We start from the raw sequence: 19,376 nt of genomic DNA on the forward strand, positions 1-19,376 counted from the left end.
CAGTGAAACCGCAGTTCCCGTCCGGACCTTCCACGCGCCGCGCCCTCTACGCGCTGGGCGTGCTGGCTGCGCTGAAGGCCCTGTCCCTGGTGCTCATGGGGCAGGCCGTCGCCTCCGTCCTCACCGGCCTCATGACTCAGGACCCCGCGTGGGCCGGCCAGCTGGGCTGGGGAGCGGCCGGCGTGGTGCTGCGGTCCCTCACGGTCTGGGCGCAGGGCGTCGGCGCCCGGCGCGCCGCCCTCGGCGTCAAGGAGGAACTGCGTGCACAACTCCTGGAGACGGCACTGCGCAACGGCGTCAGGACCGCAGGACCTTCCGACGGCGGCCTGGCGGTGCTTGCGACCCGCGGCCTGGATGCCCTGGACAGCTACTACACGCAGTACCTGCCGGCACTGGTGAACTGTGCGGCGATCCCGCTGCTGCTCGGCGCCCGGATCCTCTTCGCCGACTGGGTCAGCGCCGTGGTGATCGTGCTGACGGTGCCCCTTGTCCCGGTGTTCATGGTGCTGATCGGCCGCTACACGGAGGACAAGGTGCGGGACGCCCAGGCCGCCCTCTCCCGGCTGTCCGGGCACATGCTCGAACTCGCCAAGGGACTGCCTGTGCTGGTGGGGCTCGGCCGGGCCGCCGCCCAGCGCCGCGCCCTCGAGGACATTTCCGAGGACTACCGGAACCGGACCATGGGGACCCTGCGGACGGCGTTCCTCTCGGCGCTCGCCCTGGAGCTGATTGCCACCATCTCCGTTGCGGTGGTGGCCGTGTTCATCGGCGTCCGGCTGGTCCACGGCGACATGGCGCTGGAGGCCGGACTGCTGGCGCTTATCCTCGCCCCCGACTGCTACCTTCCGCTGCGTGAGCTGGGGACCGCACACCACGCGAGCGACGACGGCCGGGCCGCCCTGGCCGAAACAACCGCAGTGCTGGACGCACCCGAGCCCAGGCGGCTTGTCCCGGACACGCCGGCTGGGCCGGATAACCGGACGACCGGCGGTTTGGCCGCGCCCCGCGCGGACGTAACAGGGCCGGCGGGTACCGTCCGGGACGTCACTGTCCGCGACATCACTGTACGGGACCTGACCGTCAGCTATCCCGGTCGGCAGGGTCCCGCCGTCGGGCCCCTCAGCTTTTCTGCCCCGGCCGGCCTGGTCACTGCGCTGGACGGTCCCAGCGGGGCGGGCAAGAGCACCGTGCTCGGTGTGCTGGCGGGAACGGTGGGAAGCAGCGGCGGCGGCAGTACCTCTGCAACCGCGGTGACCGGAACCATCGGCGGGTTTGCCGCGGACGATGTCGCGTGGGTGCCGCAGCATCCGGTGATGGTTGCGGACACCGTGGAGGCGGAAGTGCTGCTGTACCTGACGGCCGGCACCGCAGTTGCCGGCGGGGACGCCAACAACCGGGACGCCAACAAGCGGGACGCCGGCGGCGGGGGAGTGCTGCGCTGCCTGGCGGCCGTGGGCGCGGACCACCTGGCGGACAAGCACCCGGCCGAACTGAGCCCGGGCGAGCTGCGCCGTGTGGCACTTGCCCGCGGCCTGGCCCGCGTCGAGGCGGGCGCCCCGGTATTGCTGCTCGATGAGCCCACCGCCCACCTGGACCGGGAATCGGCGGACCGGGTCCACGGCGCGATTCGCGCGCTCCGCGGCCGCGCCACCGTCATCCTGGTGGCGCATGACCGCCAGACGAGGGAACTTGCCGACCAGATCGTGCCGCTGTCCGGCCGCGGGGCTGCGGGAGCCAGCGCTACTGCCGCCACAGCCGCGGAGTCAGCTGCCGTCACAGACAACGCGGCTGCCCCTGCTCCTGCTCCGGCCTCAGCCCCGGTCTCCGCCGGCGCCGCCGTTCCCGATGCCGCGGAACGTGCGGGCGTCCCGACGGCGGCAGCGGGTACTGTGAGCCCGCCAGCCCCGGAGGGCGTCCATCGCGCCGGCTCCACCTTCGGAATGCTGGCCCGGCTGCTCGCGCCGGTCCGCGGCCGGTTCGCGGCCTCCGGAATCGTCGGGGCGCTCGCCGCCCTGTTCGCCGTCGCGCTTTCCGGACTGTCGGGATGGCTCATTCTGCGTGCCAGTGAGCAGCCGCCCATTATGTACCTGCTGACAGCCATCGTGGGTGTCCGCTTCTTCGGCATCGGCCGGGCCGTGCTGCGCTACTGCGAACGGCTCCTCCTGCACGAGGCCGTGTTTGCCTCGCTGACGAAGCTGCGCGGCAGCCTCTGGGCGTCCCTCAGCCAGCGGGCGCTGTCTCTTCGCCGGCTGCTGCAGGGCGGCAATGTGCTGGGTGCTGTCATCGAGGACGTCGATACTGTCCGGGACCTGCTCCCGCGGGTCGTGCTGCCGCCGGTTACCGCCTTGGCGGTGGCGGCAGCTGCTGCCGGGACGGTGGCCTGCGTGCTTCCCGCAGCCCTGCCGGCAGCTCTGGCCGCAGCGCTGGTGAGCCTGGTGGCCGCGCCCGCGGCGGCGCTGCTCGCCGACCGGATGTCGGCCAAGGCAGGGCAGCGGCTCCGCTCCGGGGTGCTCCGGGGGGTCGCCGCCGCGTTGGATGCCCGCGCCGAACTGCACGCGAATGGCGTGAAGCAGCCGGTTCTGGACGGCATCCGTGCGCTGGACCGGGATGCCACCGGTGCGGCACGGCGTTCGGCCTGGGCAGAAGGACTCGGCCAGGCGCTCACCGTGGCTGCCTGCGGTGCGGGCGCGCTGTGCAGCGCGGTGCTGGCAGCCCCGCAGGTTCTGGCCGGCTCACTGCCGGCGACCACCGTCGGCGTCGTGGTCCTGCTGCAACTGGCGCTCGCCGAACCATTTGGGGCCATGACGACGGCGGTGCGGCAGTTCCCGGCGTTGCGTGCGGTCCTGCGCCGCATCAGTGCGTCCGGCGTCCTCGGTGCCCCGGAAGCAGGTGCCCCGGAAGCAGGTGCCCCGGCAGCAGGTGCCCCGGAGGTAGCTGCGCCGGGCAGCACTGGCACAGCGGCCGGCGGACCTGCCGGGGTTCAGCCCCGTGGGCTCAGCCGGCCGGGTGTGGAACTGGACGGGCTGTCCGCGGCGTGGCCCGGGGGTGAAAGTGTCTTCAAGGGCCTTACCGCCGTCGCAGAGCCGGGCCGCTGGCTGGCGGTGACCGGCCCCTCGGGCGCGGGCAAATCCACGCTGTTGGCGGTCATTCTCGGCTTTCTCCCTGCCCGGCAGGGCCGCATCGCGGTGACGGGCACCGCGGCGTGGTGCCCGCAGGAGGCCCACCTCTTCGACTCCACCGTCCGCGGGAACCTGCTGCTCGGCAGTCCGCGGCAGGAGCCCGGTGCAGGTTCCGCTACGGGGTCGGGGGCGCAGACCGAAAAGGCGATGCTGGAGGCCCTGCGGGCGGTGGGCCTGGCTCCGCTCCTGGCGCGGCTGGAAGACGGCCTGGATACCCGCATCGGGCCGGGCGGAGCATTCCTTAGCGGCGGCGAGCGGCAACGGCTGGCAGTCGCCCGCACCCTGATGACGCAGGCGGACGTCATCCTTCTGGACGAGCCCACGGCGCACCTCGACGCTGAATCCGGCCGGGCGCTGATTGCGGACCTGCGTGCCGGGCTGGTGTCGCGCACGGTGGTTTTGGTTACGCACAACCCCGCGGACATCAGCCCCGACGACGCGCTCCTGGATCTCCGCCCGAAGCACCGGCTCCCGGCAGAAGCCATGGCGGTTTCCGGGCAGCAGGTGTAACGGCCGGGCCGGCCGCAGCGGCAGCCGGCCCGGTTGGTTGGGGACCCCGGCTAGCGCAGGTCGAAGCGGTCGAGCTCCATGACCTTCACCCAGGCCGCCACGAAGTCGTTGACGAACTTCTCCTTGGCGTCGTCGCTGGCGTAGACCTCGGCCAACGCCCGGAGCTGGGAGTTGGATCCGAAGACCAGGTCGACGGGCGTGGCAGTCCACTTCCGCTCACCGGTGGCGACGTCGGTGATCTCGTAGACGTTCTCCTCCTCCGCTGACGCCTTCCACTGGACGCCGGGGGAGAGCAGGTTGACGAAGAAGTCATTCGTCAGGACCTGGGGCTGGTCGGTGAGGACACCGTGGGCAGCGCCGCCGAAGTTCGCGCCCAGGGCACGCAGGCCGCCGATGAGCGCAGTCATCTCCGGCGCGGAGAGGTCCAGCAGGTAGGCCTTGTCGAGCAGGAGGGTCTCCGGCTGAAGCTTCTCGCCCGGGCGCACGTAGTTGCGGAACCCGTCCGCCCTGGGCTGCAGGTACTGGATCGATTCGACGTCGGTCTGGTCCTGGGTAGCATCGGTGCGGCCGGGCCGGAACGGCACCGTGATGGCGAAGCCGGCGGCGTTGGCCGCCTTTTCCACGGCCGCGCAGCCGCCGAGGACGATCAAATCGGCCAGGGAGACCTTCCTCCCCCCGTTCTGGGCTGAGTTGAACTTCTCCTGCACCCGCTCCAGTGCCTGCAGTGCATCGCCAAGTTTCCCGGGCTCGTTGACCTCCCACCCGCGCTGGGGTTCCAGCCTGATGCGTGCGCCGTTGGCGCCGCCGCGCTTGTCGGTCTTGCGGAACGTGGACGCCGCCGCCCATGCCGTGGTGGCGAGCTGGGCGACGGACAGGCCGGAACCCAGGAGCTGTTCCTTGAGCGAGGCGATGTCCTGTTCGCCGATGAGCTCGTGGTCTGCTGCGGGGACGGGATCCTGCCAGAGCTGCGGCTCCGGGACCCAGGGTCCGAGCAGGTGGGGGCCCACGGGGCCCATGTCGCGGTGCAGCAGTTTGTACCAGGCCTTGGCGAAAGCCAGGGCGAACTCATCCGGATTCTCCAGGAAGCGCCGCGAAATCCGCTCATATGCGGGGTCGAAGCGCAGCGAGAGATCCGTGGTGAGCATCGTGGGCCGGTGCTTCTTCTCCGTGTCGTGGGCGTCCGGAATGATTTTGGGTGCATCCTTGGCGACCCACTGGTGTGCGCCGGCCGGACTCTTGACGAGCTCCCACTCGTGCTCGAACAGGATTTCGAAGAAGCGGTTGCTCCACTCCGTTGGCCGGTCCGTCCAGGTGACTTCAAGGCCCGAGGTGATGGTGTCCGGACCCTTGCCGCTTCCGTAGGTGCTCAGCCAGCCCAGGCCCTGGGCCTCGAGGTCCGCGGCTTCCGGCTCAGGACCGACGTGGGCATCGGCATCACTGGCGCCGTGGGTCTTGCCGAACGTGTGGCCGCCTGCGATCAGGGCAACGGTTTCCTCGTCATTCATTGCCATGCGCTTGAAGGTCTCGCGGATGAAGGCCGCGGCGAGTTTGGGATCCGGGTTGCCCATGGGGCCTTCCGGGTTGACGTAGATCAGGCCCATCTCGGTGGAGCCTACGTCCTCGGCCATTTTGCCCTCGCCGATATAGCGCTCATCGCCGAGCCAGGTGTCTTCCGGACCCCAGAAAATCTCTTCGGGCTCCCAGACGTCCTCGCGGCCGAACGCGAAGCCGAACGTCTTGAAGCCCATCGATTCGAGGGCGACGTTGCCGGCGAGGACCAGCAGGTCGGCCCAGGAAAGCTTTTGGCCGTACTTCTGCTTGACCGGCCACAGCAGCCGCCGGGCCTTGTCGAGGTTCGCGTTGTCCGGCCAGCTGTTAAGCGGCGCGAACCGCTGGCTGCCGTCGCCCGCGCCGCCGCGGCCGTCGTGGACCCGGTAGGTCCCGGCAGCGTGCCAGCTCAACCGGATCATCAGGCCGCCATAGTGGCCGAAGTCCGCGGGCCACCAGTCCTGGGACGTGGTCAGCACCTGGATGACGTCCTGCTTGAGGGCTTCGACGTCGAGCTTCTGGAACTCCTCGCGGTAGCTGAAGCCGGGACCGAGCGGGTTGCCCGCCGGGTGGTTGGCGTGGAGCACGGAGAGGTCGAGCTGGTTCGGCCACCAGTCCGTGACGGTCCGCGGCCGGTGCGCCTTGGGCTGGGGCGAGTCGATGGCCGGGTTCTCGCTCTCGCTGCCGTGCGAGGTCACGCTGCCGTGGTCGACCGGGCACCCGTCGGCAACCTTCCGGTCCAGGCCCTGGGCGCTTCCCGGGGTGGGGACTGGGGGATGTTCCTGGTGATCGCTCATCTGCTTCCTTCCCTATGGCCGAGGCCGCGGTCGGACCCGGACAGCCGGTCTAACCCACCCATTCTGTCCATGAACGGACGGCCAGGGAAGAGCTGCCTAGCCCACCAGCGACCTCTTTTGGCGGTTATTCACCACCGATGTGGCCCCGCAGTTCGAGCACGTGATCCGGTAGGAGCGGGAGGTCGTGAAGACGGGAATGAAGAACAGCGTGAATTTGGTGGCCCGCTCCTCCAGATGCTGATGGGCGAACACGCCGCAGTGCCGGCAGGACGCCGCGCGGCCCGGCAGCAGCTTCCGAACCGTCTTGAATCCGAAGAGAATAAGCATCAGGTGCCTTTCCGGGCCAGGAAACGCTCCCGGCCGTGGCCCCAGCCTACGGCTTCCTGCCGCCCTTCCTTGCGGCTAGCCTGTTCCCATGACGCAGAACCACGCCCCGGATGCGCCCCAGGTCAGCTTCCCGAACCTCCAGTGGCGGCCCGTCTCGGCAAGCGACCTTGACTCCTGGGCGGCCCTGATCGCAAGGACCGCAGCAGTCGAGCGGCCGGTCTGGTTCGAGCGGCGGGCGGACCTGGCACAGATCGTTGAATCCAAAAACAATCCGGTCGGGCAAAACTCCGTTCTGGGTTTCGACGCTGACGGTGTTCCCCGGGCCTACGCCCGCCTGACGAAGAACCAGGACGGGGCCAAGGCCCACGGATTCTGCGCCGTCGATCCGCAGTGGCAGCGCCGCGGCGTCGGCTCAGCCCTGCTGCAGTGGCTGGAGGCCCGGACGCGGCAGCGGTTCGCAGAAGATGCCGGTGCAGTGAAGGACGGCGGCGCGGGAAACAAACAACCCGTGCCGCCGCGGCTCCGGATTTTCATCGAACAGAAGCAGCAGCACCAGGTCGCGCTCCTGGAGGAATCCGGCTATGAGGTGGTCCGCTACTACAACGAGATGCACCGGCCACTGTCGGCTCCGCTGCCCGAGGCGCCCTTGGCCCACGGCCTGGAACTCGTGCCGATGGAGCCCGGACTGAGCGAAGCCGTGCGCCTGGCCCACAACCAGGTGTTCGCCGACCACTGGGGCAGCGAACCGCGGGACGAGGAGGCGTGGGGCTTCGTGGTCAACGACCCCCTGGCCCGGCCCGACCTCAGCGCCGTGGCCCTCGAGAGCAGCACGGGCGACGTTGTCGGTTACCAGCTGGCCAGCCACGACCCGGAGACCGCGGTGACGCGTGGATTCACCGAAGGCTACACGGACCTGCTCGGGGTCCGGAAGGAGTTCCGCGGGCGCGGCATCGCGCAGGCCCTGCTGGCAGATGCGGTGCGCCGCTTTGCGGCGGCGGGCATGGACAAGGCATCGCTGGACGTCGACTCGGACAACCCGACCGGCGCCATGGCGCTGTACCGCAAGATGGGGTACGTTCCGGTCAACACGAGCCTTGCCTGGGACAAGGTGCTTTAGCCCGGCTCATATCGGCCCTGGCGGGAGGAGCGGGGCTAGCCGTCCACGTCCGCGAGGTGATGGACGACGTCGTGCAGGAAATACTGCGCGAGTGTCAGGACAGTGAACTCCGAACCGTTGCTGCGCAGCCCCGTCCGGCTCCACTGCGACTCCTGGACCCGGGCGAAGGAGGCCGCCACCTGCTCGCCCTCCGCGGTGAGCTCGGTGCTCACCACGGCGGGGTCGGCGTGTGCGTAGTCGCTCTCCAGCGCCGTCTGGTCCTGGTCCCAGTTCTCGAACCGGGCGTCGTCCACGGTGAGCATCAGGTTCAGGCGGCGGTCGAACAGGCTGAACACGTCCCGGACGTGGCAGGCGTACTCCAGCGCGGACCAGGTGCTTTCGTCCGGACGCTCGGCGGCGTCCGGCCGCCGGAGCACGGCCCGCCAGCGCGGCAGCATGCTTTCGACGCTGCCGGGAACTGTCGACGGCGTGACGGTGGACGCGTCGAAGCCGCACTGCGTGCAGGGGCGGGACAGGACCCAGGTCCAGTCTTTTTCATCCGGGACGATAGGCATGGCAGTAGTCTAGGCGGATTCCGGCCAGGCCATGCTGGGGCCGATCACATCCACCGCCTGCGAGAGCGGGATGCCCGAACCGTCGCGCCGGCCATGCTCCTGCGGCAAGGACCGGGCCACCCCGGCCGCCGACGATGCCTTCGCCGGGCCGTGGCCGGCCCACGCCAGCAGCAGGATGTCTTCGCCCTTTAGGAACCGGTGCGCCCGGACTCCGGCGGTGGCGCGCCCCTTGGCCGGGTATTCGGCGAAGGCCGTCACCTTGGCAGCACCGGGGGCGGTTCCCGGCAGGGCACCTTCGGTGCCGGAAATGGTAACGACGACGGCGGCCTCGTCTCCGGGGGCTACGGCACCGAAGAACACCACCTGGTCGCCGGCGGCGAGCTTGATGCCGGCCATGCCGCCGGCTGTCCTGCCCTGCGGGCGGACATTGGCGGCCGTGAACCGCAGCAGCTGTGCCTGCCGCGTCAGGAAGACGAGGTCGGCGTCGTCAGACCCCGCCGGCGCCACACCGACCACGCTGTCCTTGTCCTTCAGCGTGATCACCTCCCAGTCCTCACGGTTTAGGGGGTAGTCCGGCTGCACCCGCTTCACCACTCCCTGTGCGGTGCCGAGGGCCAGCACCTCATCGAGCGGAGCGAACGCCACGAGGGACTCACCCTTCAGGAGAGTGATGAAGTCCTTGGCGGGAACGCCGCCGGCGAGGTTGGGCAGCCCGGAGACGGGCGGCAGGACAGGCATGTCCATCACCTGGATGCGCAGCATGCGGCCCTGGGACGTGACCGCAGCGATCTCGCCGCGGGCCGACGTCTTGACCACTGAGCGGAACACATCGTGCTTGGACCGCGGCCCGGTTTCGGCGAGGCTGTCCCGGTTGGCGGTCCTGGCAATCTGGCCGGAGGCCGTGAGGATCGCCCAGCAGGGATCGTCCGCGATCTCCAGGGCGAGGGGGGCGGGCTTGCCCTTGACGGCCTTGCCCTGGTCCCCGCCGGCACTGGCGACGGTGGGGGACACAGCCTCGGACTCCAGGAGCACCGTGCGCCTCGGCGTACCGTACTTCTCCGCGACCTCCCCCAGCTCGTCAGAGACCAGCGCGCGCAGCAGCTGATCGGACTCGAGGATGGCTTCGAGGGCGGCAATTTCCTTGCGGAGCTCGTCCTGTTCCTTCTCCAGCTCGATCCTGCTGTACTTGGTCAGCTGGCGGAGCCGGAGCTCGAGGATGTAGTTCGCCTGGATCTCGGAGAGGTCGTAGATGGACATCAGCCGTTCCCGCGCCGCTGAGGCTTCGTCCGAGGAACGGATGATCTGGATGACCTCGTCGATGTCGACGATGGCGATGAGGAGGCCCTCCACCAGGTGGAGGCGGTCCTTCTTCTTGCCCAGCCGGAACACCGTCCGGCGCCGGACCACGGAGATCCGGTGGTCCACGTAGACGGTGAGCAGCTGCAGCAGGCCCAGCGTCTGGGGCTGCCCGTCCACCAGGGTGACGTTGTTGATGCCGAAGGAATCCTCCATCGGCGAGTAGCGGTAGAGCTGCTGGAGGACGGCGTTCGGGTTGAAGCCGTTCTTCAGCTCGATGACCAGACGCAGGCCGTGTTTGCGGTCGGTCAGGTCCACCACGTCGCTGATGCCGGCCAGCTTTTTGCTGTTGACGGCGTCCTTGATCTTCTCGATCACCTTCTCCGGACCCACCATGTAGGGCAGTTCGGTCACCACCAGGCCGGTCCGCCGGGCGGAGAGCTGCTCCACCTCCACCTTGGCGCGGGTCTTGAAGGAGCCGCGGCCGGTGGCGTACGCGTCACGGATGCCGTCCAGGCCCACGATGCGGCCGCCGGTGGGCAGGTCGGGGCCGGGGACGAAGCGCATGATGTCCTCGAGCGTTGCGTCGGGGTTGGCGATGAGGTGCCGTGCGGCGGAAATGACTTCCACGAGGTTGTGCGGGGCCATGTTGGTGGCCATGCCGACGGCGATGCCGGTGGTGCCGTTGACCAGCAGGTTGGGGAAGGCTGCGGGCAGGACCTCGGGCTGGGTGAGCTGGTTGTCGTAGTTGGGGACGAAGTCCACCACGTTCTCGTCGAGGTGGTCCGTCATGGTCAGCGCTGCCGCCGCCAGGCGGGCCTCGGTGTACCGCGGTGCTGCCGGACCGTCGTCGAGCGAACCGAAGTTACCGTGGCCGTCGATCAGGGGGAGCCGGAGCGAGAAGTCCTGGGCCATGCGCACCATGGCGTCGTAGATGGCAGTGTCGCCGTGCGGGTGCAGCTTTCCCATCACCTCACCCACGACGCGGGCGCTCTTGACGTGGCCGCGGTCCGGACGGAGCCCCATGTCGCTCATCATGTAGAGGATGCGCCGCTGGACGGGCTTCAGGCCGTCGCGGGCGTCGGGCAATGCCCGGGAATAGATGACCGAGTACGCGTACTCCAGGAAGGAGCCTTCCATCTCGGAAGTCACGTCGATGTCGACGATGTTTTCGGTGTAGTCCTGGACTGTTTCCCCTGCGGGGGTGCGGGTTTGGCGGCGTGCCATGGGGCTGGTGGATCCTTTTTGGGGTGCACTTCGGGAGGTTTAGCTAGGCTAAGCCTATGGTGGATCAGCCCGGGGACGGCGAATATCCGGAATATTGGGAGGCCGATGTCGTCCTGCGGGACGGCGGAACAGCGCATTTGCGCCCCATCCATCCCACCGATGCTGACGCCGTCCAGACCTTCCACACGCGGCAGTCGCAGAACTCCATCTACATGCGGTTCTTCGCCTTCAAGGAGCGGCTTTCCAGCAGGGAACTCAAGCGCTTCACCGAGGTGGACTACCGGGACCGGGTGGCTTTCGTGATCACCATCGGCGGCGACATCATCGGCATCGGCCGGTACGACCGGCTGGACGACCCGGCGGAGGCCGAGGTCGCCTTCAACATCGCCGACGCGCACCAGGGCCGCGGCATCGGTTCGATCCTGCTGGAGCACCTCGCAGCCGCGGCGCGCGAAAACGGGATCCGGCGCTTCAGCGCCGAGGTCCTGCCTGAGAACCGCAAGATGCTCATGGTCTTCTCCGACGCCGGCTACGACGTCAAACGCCATTTCGACGACGGCGTGGTGAGCCTGGAGTTCAACATCGATCCCACGGACAAATCGCGTGCGGTGATGGAAGCCCGCGAACACCGCGCGGAGGCGAGGAGCGTGCAGGACCTGCTGGCGCCGTCGTCGGTGGCGGTCATCGGGGCCAGCCGGCGGTGGGGGACCGTGGGCTACCAGCTCCTGGAGCACATTATCGAAGGCGGCTTTACCGGTCCCGTGTACGCCATCAACCCCGAGGCGTTTGAGCTGGCCGGCATGCTGTCCTTCGGCAAGCTTTCCGAGGTTCCCGGCCCGGTGCAGCTGGCCATAGTCGCAGTGCCCTACGAGGAAGTCCCCAAGGTGGTGGACGAGTGCGCCGCCGCCGGGGTGAAGGGGGTCCTGGTAGCCTCCGCGGGGTTCACCGAGGACGGGGAACGCGGCCTCGCGCGGCAGCGGGAGCTGGTGCGGCAGGCGCGGGCCAACGGAATGCGGGTCATCGGGCCGGCCTCGCTCGGGATTGTGAACACCAACCCTGCCGTCCGGCTGAACGCCTCCATGGCGCCCAGCCTGGCCCGCGGCGGGGGACTGGGGCTGTTCAGCCAGTCTGCGGCCATTGGGGTGGCGCTGTACGCGGCCTCCAGCCGGCGCCGTGCCGGCATCTCGACGTTCCTCTCGGCAGGAAACCGGGCCGATGTGTCCGGCAACGACATGATGCAGTTCTGGGAGGACGACGCCGACACCACCGCCGTGGGACTGTACCTGGAGTCGATCGGCAACCCGAGGAAGTTCTCCCGCCTGGCCCGGCGGCTCGCACGGACCAAGCCCGTGATCGTGGCCAAGTCCGCTTCCATGGGCCTGCAGCTGCCGCCCGGCCATGCGGTCCGCACCACACAGGCACCCGCCGATGCCGTGGACTCGATGATGCGCCAGTCCGGCGTAATCCGCGTGGAAACCATCGAACAGCTCATGGACGTGGCGCAGATCGTGTCCGGCCAGCCGCTTCCCAAGGGTGCGGGAGTGGCTGTCTTCAGCAATTCCGGTGCGCTGGGGAAAGTGGTGGCGGACAGCGCAGCCTCCCACGGCCTGGGCGTGGAGGCGCTGGCGGTGGACCTTGACCTGGATGCGGGGATGTCCCGTGCCCTGCCCGCGCTGCGGGAAAGGCTCCGGGACGTCCTGGCCCGGGACGAAGTCCATGCGGCAGTGGTCGCCTTCCTTCCCGCCCGCGGGCTGACCGTGGAAAAGATTGCCGGGGCGCTCGCAGAAACATCGGCCGAAGCCGGAAAGCCGGTGGTGGCGGCCTTTACCGGCATCCTCGATCCGTCGGTGTACGTGGAGGGCATGGTGGGGGAGGACTCCGGCGCGCCGCCGGTCCCGTGCTACTCCAATCCGGGGGCGGCGGTGGCGGCGCTGGCTGCCGTGGTCCGCTATGCCGAATGGGCTGAACGCGACCAGGGCCTCTTCGTCGAGCCCGACGGTTGCGATCCTGACGCCGCGCACGCCGACCTCGAGAACCTGCTGTCCGATGTCGGCGGCGAGCAGCTCAAGAAACTCCACCCCGCCGACGCCGCACGGCTGCTGGCGCGTTACGGGATCAGGGTCATGCCGTCGGAGGGCTTCACCACCGAGGAGGAAGCCGTGGAAGCGGCCGGCAGGCTGGGCTGGCCGGTGGCGCTGAAGACCACCGATCCCACGCTGCGCCACCGCCTGGACCTCGGCGGAGTGCGGCTGGATATCCAGGACGCGGACTCCCTCCGGCTGAACATCCTGCAGATGCGCCGGGCGCTGGAACCCTACGGGCCGGCGTCCCTGGAGGTCCAGACCATGGCCCCCGTGGGACAGGCCTGCACGCTGCGCGCCATCGAGGACCCGCTGCTGGGCCCCGTGGTGTCCTTCGGGCTGGCCGGCGACGCCGTCAACCTGCTGGACGACTGGGCGCACCGGGCTCCGCCGCTGTCCGGTGCCGACCTCCGCGACCTCATCCGGAGCCCGCGCGCGTCCCGGAAGCTGTTCGGCTACCAGGGCCTGCCCGCCGTCGATGTTGCCGCTCTGGAGGACGTGGCCGCGCGGCTGGCCCGGCTCAAGGACGCGCATCCGGAGATCGCTCTCGTCGAGTTCAATCCGGTCCTGGCCACGCCGCAGGGGGCATTTATCCTGGCTGCGGACGTCCGGATCGGCAACGCTGCACAGCGCACCGACAGCGCCCGCCGGGCGATGCGGAGCTAGCCTCTTGGTTAGCATGTGCCACAGTGATCTGTGAAAATGGGGAAATGACCTCCCAGCCCCCCGCCTCGAAGCCTCAAGCGCCCGACCACAGCCCGCAGGCTGTACAGCACAGCTCACACAATCACAGCTTGCAGGGCCAGAGCCTCGACGCCGCACTCCAGCAGGCCGGCTTCTACCCGCTGCTGGTGGCCGACGTGGTGGATGACGCCCTGGACGGCCGCGACTGCCTGGCACACCTGGTCCACCTGGAGACGCACTTCGACCGGGCCGAGGTCCGCCGGCACATCACGGTCCTGGTCCTCACCGAGGACATGCTGGTGATTACCCACGTGGATGACCAGCAGCTCGACGAGGCAGGCGAACAGATCGTGGCGCAGATTTCCACGGAGTCCGTCCCGGTGGCGCAGATCCGTTCGGTGGTGCTGAGCTACATGTACGCCCAGCCGCAGAACTACAAGCCTTCCGACCCGGTCCGCGAGGTTACCCTGTCCATCGCCTGGTCCGGCGGCCAGCGCCTGGACATGGGTCCGGCGAGCTGCGGCGATCCGCAGTGCGAGGCCGACCACGGTTACAGCGGAACCATTGCCCAGGAGGACATCGTCCTGCGGATCAGCGCCGAGGCCGACGGCCTGCAGGCGGTCCAGGACGCCAAGCTTTTTGCCCGTGCCCTGCGCGCGGTGAACACCGGATCCCCCACGCCGGTGCGGCACACGCCCTCGGCCACCCACCCGCGTCCCCGCATGGGCGTTTTTGCCAGCCGGCTCAGCCGCGGGCACAAGCGCTGATATGCGGGATCAGGACAACAGTTCTTCAGGCTCCGCGACACAGACCGCGGAATCCGGCCCTGCCATAAGCGGGCTCCCGGCCGCACCGGCCTACGGCCGCCGCTCCGTTGCCGAAGTGCTGGGAAGTGCCGCCGCCAGTATCGGAGTACCGGGGTTCCGGAACGCACTGGACCTGCCGCAGGCCGCGCGCGTGTGCGTGGTCCTGGCCGACGGGCTGGGACGCGGCCTGCTCAAGCAGAAGATGGCGCACACGCCCTTCCTCCGAGGTGTTGTTCAGCAGGGCCAGGGAGCTGTGCCGGTATGGCTGGATGCGGCCTTCCCGTCCACAACGGCAGCCTCCCTCGCCAGCCTGGGCACGGGACTCGCTCCCGGCCAGCACGGACTGGTGGGATACGACGTCCTTGATCCCGCCCAGGACAAGGTGGTCAACATGCTGGGCAACTGGGATGCCGCCGTGGACCCGCAGCTGTGGCAGCCGTTCCCCACTGTCTTTGAGCGTGCCTCCGAACACGTTGCGGTCACCACGGTCAGCCTGCCGCAGTTCGGCGGCTCGCCCATGACCCAGGCGGCGTTGCGCGGCGGCACCTTCGTCTCCGGCACCACCTCTCACGCCCGCACCGCGGCTGCCGCCGAGGTGATGGCTGATGCCGGGCCGGCCCTCATGTACTTCTACGTCAACGACCTGGACAAGGCCGGCCACCGGCACGGCGCGCAGTCCCCGCAGTGGGAACACCAGCTCGAGGAGCTGGACGCCACGGTCAAGCGCCTTGATGCAACCCTTCCGGCCGGAACCACGGTGCTGGTCACGGCCGACCACGGGATGCTGGACGTCCCGGAGTCCCAGCGCCTCGATTATTCCGCCGACCCCGCCCTGGTGGACGGTGTGCGGCACACCGGCGGGGAACCCCGCATGGTGCACCTGTACCTGGAGGATGACGCCGGCGCCGGCGCCCGGGACCGGCTCCTGGCAGCCTGGCGTGCCCGCTTCGGCGACAGGATCTGGGCATTCACCCGGGAGGAGGCCGTGGCTGCCGGCCTGTTTGGAACCGTACGGCCCGAGGTCGCGGGACGGGTGGGGGATGTGATGGTGGCGGCCCGGGACGCAGTGGCGTTCTACGACACGCGCCGGGTACGTCCGACCGCGATGGAGGTTGTGGGCCAGCACGGTTCCCTGACCAAGGCCGAACGCGAAGTGCCGCTGCTCAGTTTCCGGGCCTCCGGCAAGACAGTCCCAGGCAAAACAGCCTCAGGAAGGGCAGCCGGCCGCCGGGGAACCCGTGGCTGAACTCGTCTTTTTCTCGGGAACCATGGACTCCGGCAAGTCCACCCTGGCCCTGCAGATGGACTACAACCACCGCGCCCGCGGCCGTGGCGGGGTGCGGTTCAGCCGCAACGACCGTGCCGGTGACTCCCGTATTTCCAGCCGCCTGGGGTTGCAGGCCGAGGCGGTGGAAGTGACCGACTCCACGGACTTCTGGGACGAGGTGGTGCTCCGGCGCACCCAGGGCATCCGTGTGGACTACCTCATCTGCGACGAGGCGCAGTTTTATTCAGCCGTCCAGGTGGAGCAGCTGGCACGCGTGGTGGACGAGATCGAGGTGGACGTCTTTGCCTTCGGCATCACCGCGGACTTCCGGACCCGTCTCTTCCCGGGTTCGCAGCGCCTGATTGAACTCGCGGACCGGGTGCAGGTCCTGCAGGTTGAAGCGCTGTGCTGGTGCGGCCGGCGTGCCACCCACAACGCCAGGACGGTCGACGGCGTGATGGTCACCGAGGGTGCCCAGGTGGTGGTCGGCGACGTGGACATGGCCGTTGACGCTGCGGCGGGCAATTCCGACGGCGACGCGGGCCATGTTCCGGTGGTGGGTTACGAGACGCTGTGCCGGCGGCACTTCATGCGCCGGGTCACTGCGCATGGTGCCAGCATCATCGCCCAGCAGGAGCAGTTGCTCCCGTTCGAAGTGGACGCCTGCCTGTGGCACGGCGCCGGGGGTTAGTTGCTTAGTCGCCGCGGGTGCCGAAGACGATTTCGTCCCAGCTCGGAACGCTCGAGCGCTTTGGCCGGGACGGCTGGCGTTCCGGTTCGTCGCGGTCCTGGTCGGTGCGGGAGGCGCCCTGGCCGGGCTGCGGCCGTGTCCCATCCAGGCGTCGCCTGGCATTGCCGCCGCGGCCCAGGAGTTCATCCAGTCCCGGGTTCGCAGGCGCCGGACGGCCGCCAACCTGGCTGCCGGGCGCGTGGGCAGCGGGATCCTGAGGCGCTGCCGGCCGGCCGGGGTTACCGGGCACTATGGTGATTTCCCGCGTCTGTGTGCTGACGCCGTCGTGGAGCTTCAGCGACTCGTCGTCGGCGTCCTCTTGCCGGGGTACCAGGTTGAGGCGCGAGACCATCGAAGGCCGGCCGTCGCGGCGCCGCGCCAGGCTGAACTCAGCCGCCGGGGCCTCGGCGGCAGCGTCGTCGTCCTGGCCGGAGTCCGGCTCCTGCTCTGAATCATGGCCGGCAGCAGCTGCCTGCTCCGAATCTCCTGTCGGCGTTGAATCCTCTGACTGCGCTGAATCTTCTGACAGCGCTGAATCCTCTGACTGCGCTGAATCTTCTGACTGCAGCGACGTTCCGCCCGGCCAAGTGTCCGCCGGCGGGGCAGCAGCGCCGTCTGCTTCTTCCGCACGGGGGTGCGCGGCCGGGACGCCGTTAGCCAGCAGCAGCGCCAGGGCGTCGTCGCTGTCCTCATCCACGCCAAGCCGCTGGCCGCGGCGCGACCGCAGCATGTCCAGCAGGCCGTCCGGGTCCCTCTGCTGTTCTGCGCTGTTGCCCGTGCCGGTGCTGCCGGGGCCGGCCCCGGCGCCGCTGCGCGCTGCGGCCTCCGCATCGGTTTCGAAGTCGAAGGGCCTGTCGGACACTGCGGAGAGCCTGCGGGCGGGCACCGGACCGTCCAGGGGCTCCAGTTCGCTGAGCTGCTGGGCCCAGCGGTTCGCGTTCTGGAGGGACTTCCGGGTGGGGTTGAACGTCCACATGGCGGGGGGTTCCTCGCCAATGCTCACGTGGCCACCGGGAGCGGGCTCAAACTTGGCCACCACGGTCCAGGTGCCGTCCGGCCGGCGCCATGAATCCCACTCCAGGGTGGTGGACTGGATGCCGTGCGCGCTGAGCCGGTGGGCCACCATGTCCCCGAGCGTGGCTGGGGTGTCACCGAAGGCGGAACGGTAGACGTCGTGCCCGGGGGCCGGGGAAGCGACCTCAACCTTCTGGGCCTGCTGGGCGATGTACGCGCGCTCGGCCAGGACCGGGCCTTCGTACCGCTCGACCTTTTCCTGCGGCATTCCGGACGCCGCCGCAACCTCGGCAGCAGTGGAGCCGCTGCGGATTTTCGCCTGGATATCGCGGGGGGACATCGCCACGGGGGCCGCCGCGGACGACGGACGTGCTGCGGGCCGGCTGGCAGCCAGCCTGAGAGCCTCGTTGATGGGCAGCCGGAACATTGCGCCGGCGGTGCCGCTTAAGAGGAGGTGCTCCCCGTCGTCGTGGACGCCTACAAGCCGTAGATCCTGCATACAATCCTCCACCCTGGCATTACTATCATTCGAAACTCTGCCACCCCGCACAGTCTTTTCGTGTTAGGGCATCGGGCGCGCCGCGAAATTCCGGGTGTTTTGGCCGGCCAACAGCCGTGCCCGGCGGCCGGGGGGAACATTGGTCCGTGGCTATGGCGTTTCCGCGCCGCCTGGGGAAAAATATGCGCGTGACCGGGCACAAACCGCGTTTCCCCGGCGTTGTGACGGATGAATCACTTAACCGATTCGACGGAGTGTGAGCAGCAGGCCATGGCGACTGATTATGATGCGCCGCGGAAGTCCGAAGAGGACCTCAATGAGGACTCGATTGAGGAGCTGAAGACCCGCCGCGCAGAAAAACCGACGGCGGTGGTGGAAGAGGACGAGTCGGACCTCGCCGAGGGCTACGAGCTGCCCGGAGCCGACCTGTCCGGCGAGGAACTGCTGGTCCGTGTCCTGCCGGCCCAGGCCGACGAGTTCACCTGTGCCTCATGCTTCCTGGTCCGGCACCGCTCCCAGATCGCGCGTGAAAAGAACGGGCTGCTGTACTGCCGCGACTGTGAAGGCTAGCCCCGGCTGCGAAAGCCGGCCTTTACTGCTTGCCCTTCAGCGCTGCTGCCAGTTCCTCGGGGCGCCGGGTGGACGTCAGCCAGTACGGGGTGGGGTCCGACGGGTCAGTGATCTCGATTTTGACCACAGGGTCGATCCAGCCCCGGATGCAGAGGTAAGCCAGGCCGTTCAGGCGTGTGCCGCGTTCCGCCGTCGCTTCCGTGCCACGGTACGCCTCAACCGCGCCCACCAGGCTGCGTTCGATGCTCGCCCGGCCCACCTGCAGTGTGCGTGTGGTCACGGCCAGTGAAGGCGTGGACAGGACCAGCAGCACCGCTTCGATGGCGAACAGCACGGCGGCCGCGGTGAAACCGGCTGCCATGCTGATGGGCGCGAAGACAAGGATGCCGGCTGATGCAATGCCTGCGGCAACCACCCAGATCCACGCGCCCGGCCACAGCTTTTCGGAGAAGATTACGGTTTCATCCGGTGAAGACGGGTTGCGGGCAGGAACGGCAGCGCTTGATTCGGGCATGCCCTCAAGCTTAGTAGCCGGCAGGAGTGGTGGGAGTCGTAGCGGTACTCCGCGATAGAGTGGAGGACTGTGACTGACGAATCTACCGCCATGACATCCCTCGCGCAGCAGGCTCCAGTGCAAGAGACTCCAGTGCAGCCGCCCCGGGCGGAGTTCGGAGCACCCACGGTGCAGGTCCAGCTGAAAATGCTCGACGACGGCCTGGAAGCGCCGTCGTACGCCCACCCCGGCGACGCCGGTGCGGACCTGCGTGCCCGTGAGGATGTGGTGCTCGCGCCGGGAGAGCGGCGGCTTGTCCCTACCGGTGTGGCCATCGCCCTGCCGGATGGTTTTGTTGCCCTTATCCACCCCCGCTCGGGCCTCGCCACCAAGCACGGGCTCACCGTGGTGAACGCGCCCGGAACCGTTGATGCCGGCTACCGCGGGGAGATTGCCGTGACGCTGCTCAACACCGACCGCGAGCACGCGATAGAACTGCGGCGCGGCGATAGAATTGCACAGATGGTGATCCAGCGCGTGGAGCACGCGCAGTTCGTCGCCGTGGGGGAGCTGAATGACTCTGTCCGCGGTGCCGGCGGGTTCGGCTCCACGGGCGGGTTTGCCGTTCCGGGCACCTAGCTCCGGGTACGTAGCTGCACAACCCCACCGGGGGTACC

At 68.9% G+C, this 19,376-nt stretch carries 14 protein-coding genes; 8 read left to right on the forward strand and 6 right to left on the reverse strand.

The window, feature by feature from the left end; translation table 11 throughout:
- Positions 1 to 2: 2 nt before the first annotated feature.
- Entirely contained in the window at positions 3 to 3,689 is a 3,687-nt protein-coding gene (cydD, locus tag ACFUTU_RS11095; protein ID WP_377964134.1) for a thiol reductant ABC exporter subunit CydD, read from the forward strand.
- A 50-nt stretch (positions 3,690 to 3,739) separates the two neighbouring features.
- On the opposite strand, the gene katG is transcribed toward cydD, so the two are convergent.
- Entirely contained in the window at positions 3,740 to 6,034 is a 2,295-nt protein-coding gene (gene katG, locus ACFUTU_RS11100; RefSeq protein ID WP_377964136.1) for a catalase/peroxidase HPI, read from the reverse strand.
- A 96-nt stretch (positions 6,035 to 6,130) separates the two neighbouring features.
- Positions 6,131 to 6,361, reverse strand: a complete 231-nt coding sequence (locus ACFUTU_RS11105) for a zinc-ribbon domain-containing protein (protein WP_377964138.1) — start codon at positions 6,359 to 6,361, stop codon at positions 6,131 to 6,133.
- 88 nt (positions 6,362 to 6,449) lie between these two features.
- Between ACFUTU_RS11105 and ACFUTU_RS11110 the strand changes: the two genes are divergently transcribed.
- Positions 6,450 to 7,478: a GNAT family N-acetyltransferase gene (locus ACFUTU_RS11110; RefSeq protein WP_377964140.1), complete on the forward strand. Its 1,029-nt coding sequence runs from the start codon at positions 6,450 to 6,452 to the stop codon at positions 7,476 to 7,478.
- Positions 7,479 to 7,513: 35 nt separating this feature from the next.
- Here ACFUTU_RS11110 and ACFUTU_RS11115 read toward each other — a convergent pair whose 3' ends face one another.
- Both ACFUTU_RS11115 and ACFUTU_RS11120 read right to left on the reverse strand, forming a co-directional pair.
- On the reverse strand, positions 7,514 to 8,032 hold the full coding sequence (locus tag ACFUTU_RS11115) for a DinB family protein (protein ID WP_377964142.1): 519 nt from the start codon (positions 8,030 to 8,032) through the stop codon (positions 7,514 to 7,516).
- 9 nt (positions 8,033 to 8,041) lie between these two features.
- Positions 8,042 to 10,555: a DNA topoisomerase (ATP-hydrolyzing) subunit A gene (locus ACFUTU_RS11120; RefSeq protein ID WP_377964144.1), complete on the reverse strand. Its 2,514-nt coding sequence runs from the start codon at positions 10,553 to 10,555 to the stop codon at positions 8,042 to 8,044.
- A 56-nt stretch (positions 10,556 to 10,611) separates the two neighbouring features.
- Here ACFUTU_RS11120 and ACFUTU_RS11125 point away from each other — a divergent pair, with 56 nt between their 5' ends.
- From ACFUTU_RS11125 to ACFUTU_RS11140, 4 genes are read left to right on the forward strand one after another with little or no spacing between them, the layout of a single operon-like run.
- A complete protein-coding gene (locus tag ACFUTU_RS11125; RefSeq protein WP_377964146.1) occupies positions 10,612 to 13,302 on the forward strand; it encodes a GNAT family N-acetyltransferase in 2,691 nt (896 codons plus the stop codon).
- Positions 13,303 to 13,346: 44 nt separating this feature from the next.
- Positions 13,347 to 14,087: a DUF5998 family protein gene (locus ACFUTU_RS11130; RefSeq protein ID WP_377964148.1), complete on the forward strand. Its 741-nt coding sequence runs from the start codon at positions 13,347 to 13,349 to the stop codon at positions 14,085 to 14,087.
- A gap of 1 nt (position 14,088) precedes the next feature.
- Positions 14,089 to 15,372 (forward strand): alkaline phosphatase family protein, encoded by a 1,284-nt coding sequence (locus ACFUTU_RS11135; RefSeq protein ID WP_377964150.1) that lies wholly within the window; start codon positions 14,089 to 14,091, stop codon positions 15,370 to 15,372.
- Positions 15,365 to 16,084, forward strand: coding sequence for a thymidine kinase (locus ACFUTU_RS11140; RefSeq protein ID WP_377964152.1), 720 nt, complete (start codon positions 15,365 to 15,367; stop codon positions 16,082 to 16,084). The genes ACFUTU_RS11135 and ACFUTU_RS11140 overlap by 8 nt, the downstream gene beginning before the upstream one ends.
- A 4-nt stretch (positions 16,085 to 16,088) precedes the next feature.
- Here the strand turns inward: ACFUTU_RS11140 and sepH are convergent, their stop codons facing one another.
- Positions 16,089 to 17,636, reverse strand: a complete 1,548-nt coding sequence (sepH, locus tag ACFUTU_RS11145) for a septation protein SepH (protein WP_377964154.1) — start codon at positions 17,634 to 17,636, stop codon at positions 16,089 to 16,091.
- Positions 17,637 to 17,906: 270 nt separating this feature from the next.
- Here sepH and ACFUTU_RS11150 point away from each other — a divergent pair, with 270 nt between their 5' ends.
- Entirely contained in the window at positions 17,907 to 18,206 is a 300-nt protein-coding gene (locus ACFUTU_RS11150; protein WP_306922384.1) for a DUF4193 domain-containing protein, read from the forward strand.
- A gap of 22 nt (positions 18,207 to 18,228) precedes the next feature.
- Here the strand turns inward: ACFUTU_RS11150 and ACFUTU_RS11155 are convergent, their stop codons facing one another.
- On the reverse strand, positions 18,229 to 18,720 hold the full coding sequence (locus ACFUTU_RS11155) for a DUF3093 domain-containing protein (RefSeq protein WP_377964156.1): 492 nt from the start codon (positions 18,718 to 18,720) through the stop codon (positions 18,229 to 18,231).
- 69 nt (positions 18,721 to 18,789) lie between these two features.
- On the opposite strand from ACFUTU_RS11155, the gene dut reads away from it, so the two are divergent.
- Positions 18,790 to 19,338: a dUTP diphosphatase gene (gene dut, locus ACFUTU_RS11160; protein ID WP_377964158.1), complete on the forward strand. Its 549-nt coding sequence runs from the start codon at positions 18,790 to 18,792 to the stop codon at positions 19,336 to 19,338.
- Positions 19,339 to 19,376: the final 38 nt, after the last annotated feature.

The sequence above is a fragment of the Arthrobacter sp. NPDC057388 genome (assembly GCF_042668165.1).
Lineage (GTDB): Bacteria > Actinomycetota > Actinomycetes > Actinomycetales > Micrococcaceae > Arthrobacter.